The sequence below is a fragment of the Neisseria sp. P0022.S010 genome (assembly GCF_051956635.1).
In genome coordinates this window covers 1-3,620 of sequence record NZ_JBQCXF010000293.1, presented here as the reverse complement: position 1 = coordinate 3,620, position 3,620 = coordinate 1, and the positions used below count along the sequence as shown (strand labels likewise).

Annotated in this window: 1 protein-coding gene; it reads left to right on the top strand. The window is 56.9% G+C overall.

Annotated features, from left to right (window positions below; translation table 11 throughout):
- A partial coding sequence (purL, locus tag ACTHUT_RS15590) for a phosphoribosylformylglycinamidine synthase (RefSeq protein WP_440418998.1) occupies positions 1-3,522 on the top strand: 3,522 nt, incomplete at its 5' end.
- Positions 3,523-3,620: the final 98 nt, after the last annotated feature.

Below are 3,620 nucleotides of genomic sequence, written 5' to 3'. Positions count from 1 at the left end.
GAGAAACAGCAATGGGCAGCGTTGCTGCACGACCGCATGACCGAATCCGTGCTGCCCGATTTTCAGACGGCCTCCAAATTATTCCACCATCTCGAATCCGAAACCTTCTCCACCGTCGATGTTTTGGGCGGCGGTAAAGAGGCTTTGGTCAAAGCCAATACCGAAATGGGTTTGGCGCTCTCCGCCGACGAAATCGATTATCTGGTTGAAAACTATCAGGCTTTGCAGCGCAATCCGTCCGATGTGGAGCTGATGATGTTCGCGCAGGCAAACAGCGAACACTGCCGCCACAAAATTTTCAACGCCGATTTCATCCTCAACGGCGAAAAACAGCCGAAATCGCTCTTCGGCATGATACGCGATACGCACAACGCGCATCCCGAAGGCACGGTCGTTGCCTATAAAGACAACTCATCCGTGATCGAAGGCGCGACAATCGAGCGTTTCTATCCGAATGCGGCGGAAAACCAAGGCTACCGTTTCCACGAGGAAGACACCCATATCATCATGAAAGTGGAAACGCACAACCACCCGACCGCCATCGCGCCGTTTGCGGGCGCGGCAACGGGCGCGGGCGGCGAAATCCGCGACGAAGGCGCGACGGGCAAAGGTTCGCGTCCGAAAGCGGGCTTGACCGGCTTTACCGTGTCCAACCTCAACATCCCCGACCTCAAACAGCCGTGGGAACAAGATTACGGCAAGCCGGAACACATTTCCTCGCCGTTGGACATCATGATTGAAGGCCCCATCGGCGGCGCGGCGTTCAACAACGAATTCGGCCGCCCAAACCTCTTGGGCTACTTCCGCACTTTTGAAGAGAAGTTTGACGGTCAGGTTCGCGGCTACCACAAACCGATTATGATTGCCGGCGGCTTGGGCAGCATTCAGGCGCAGCAGACGCATAAAGACGAAATCCCCGAAGGCGCATTACTGATTCAACTGGGCGGCCCGGGTATGCTTATCGGCTTGGGCGGCGGCGCGGCTTCTTCCATGAATACCGGCACAAACGACGCCTCTTTGGACTTCAACTCCGTACAACGCGGCAACCCCGAAATCGAACGCCGCGCGCAGGAAGTGATCGACCGCTGCTGGCAACTCGGCGACAAAAACCCGATTATCTCTATCCACGACGTCGGCGCAGGCGGCCTGTCCAACGCCTTCCCTGAACTCGTCAACGATGCCGGACGCGGCGCGGTATTCAAGCTGCGCGAAGTGCCGCTGGAAGAACACGGCCTCAATCCGCTGCAAATCTGGTGCAACGAATCGCAAGAGCGTTATGTGTTGTCGATTTTGGAAAAAGATTTGGACACCTTCCGCGCCATCTGCAAACGCGAACGCTGCCCGTTTGCCGTAGTTGGTACGGCGACCGACGACGGTCATTTGAAAGTACGCGACGATTTGTTCTCCAACAATCCCGTCGATTTGCCGCTGAACGTCTTGCTCGGCAAACCGCCCAAAACCACGCGCAGCGACAAAACAGTTACGCCGACTGAAAAACCGTTTAACGCCGGCGATATCGACATTACCGAAGCCGCCTACCGCGTTTTGCGCCTGCCCACCGTAGCCGCTAAAAACTTCCTGATTACCATCGGCGACCGCAGCGTCGGCGGCATGACCCACCGCGACCAAATGGTCGGCAAATACCAAACCCCCGTAGCCGACTGCGCCGTGACCATGATGGGCTTCAACACTTATCGCGGCGAAGCAATGTCTATGGGCGAAAAACCGACCGTCGCCCTGTTTGACGCGCCCGCTTCAGGCAGAATGTGCGTCGGCGAAGCCATCACCAACATCGCTGCGGTCAACATCGGCGACATCGGCAACATCAAACTTTCCGCCAACTGGATGGCGGCGTGCGGCAACGAGGGCGAAGACGAAAAACTCTACCGCACCGTCGAAGCCGTCTCCCAAGCCTGTCAGGCATTGGATTTGAGCATTCCGGTGGGTAAAGACAGCCTGTCAATGAAAACCGTATGGCAGGACGGCGAAGAGAAAAAATCCGTCGTCTCGCCGTTGAGCCTGATTATCTCCGCGTTCGCGCCAGTTCAAGACGTGCGCAAAACCGTTACGCCCGAATTGAAAAACGCCGAAGACAGCGTATTGCTGTTTGTCGATTTGGGCTTCGGCAAAGCGCGTATGGGCGGCTCCGCGTTCGGTCAGGTATACAACAACATGAGCGGCGACGCACCCGATTTGAACGATACAGGTCGTCTGAAAGCGTTTTACAACGTAATTCAACAGCTTGTCGCCGAAGACAAACTCTTGGCGTATCACGACCGCAGCGACGGCGGTTTGTTTGCGACGCTGGCGGAAATGGCGTTTGCGGGGCGGTGCGGCTTGAATGTAGATTTGACCTCAATGGTTGCCAACCAAGCCGACGTCAACGAAGCCAGCATACGCGCATTGTTCAATGAAGAACTGGGCGCAGTAATTCAAATTGCCAAACAAGATGTTGCGGCAGTAGAAGCCTTGTTCAAAGCGGCAGCACTGCCCTTGCATACCGTTGCCACCATCGGTTCTGACGAAAAAATCGTTATCCGCAATCAGGCAGGCATCGTGTTGGAACAAACCCGCGCCGACCTGCAACGCGCATGGCAGGAAACCAGCCACGCCATCCAACGCTTGCGCGACAATCCTGCCTGCGCCGACAGCGAGTTCGCCCTGATTGGCGACAACGAACGCAGCGCATTGTTTGCAGACGTGAAGTTTGACGTGAACGAAGACATCGCCGCGCCGTTCATCAACAGCGGAGCAAAACCCAAAATCGCCATCCTGCGCGAACAGGGCGTAAACGGACAAATCGAAATGGCTGCCGCCTTCACCCGCGCCGGTTTCGATGCCTACGACGTGCATATGTCCGACCTGATGGCAGGCCGCGTCCACCTTGCCGACTTCAAAATGCTGGCGGCGTGCGGCGGCTTCAGCTACGGCGACGTACTCGGCGCGGGCGAAGGCTGGGCGAAATCCATCCTGTTCCACCCCGCCTTGCGCGACCAGTTCGCCGCCTTCTTCGCCGACCCGGACACGTTGACATTGGGCGTGTGCAACGGCTGTCAAATGGTCAGCAACCTCGCCGAAATCATCCCCGGCACGGCAGGCTGGCCGAAGTTCAAACGCAACCTGAGCGAACAGTTCGAAGCGCGCCTGAGCATGGTTCATGTCCCCAAATCAGCCTCCCTGATCCTGAACGAAATGCAAGGCTCCAGCCTGCCCGTCGTCGTCAGCCACGGCGAAGGCCGCGCCGACTTCGCGCTGCACGGCGGCAAAATTTCAGACGACCTCGACATCGCGCTGCAATACGTCGACGGACAAAACCAAGTCACCCAAACCTACCCGCTCAACCCCAACGGCTCGCCGCAAGGCATCGCTGGCGTTACCAATGCCGACGGCCGCGTCACCATCATGATGCCCCACCCCGAACGCGTGTACCGCGCCGCACAAATGAGCTGGAAACCGGAAGACTGGACGGAACTCTCCGGCTGGTACCGTTTGTTTGCAGGGGCAAGGAAAGCTTTGGGCTAAATCGTGCCCTGATTGACTGATCGGCAAGAAAAGGTCGTCTGAAAACCTCAAATTAAGATTTTCAGACGACCTTTTTGAAAATAAACAACTTCATAGAC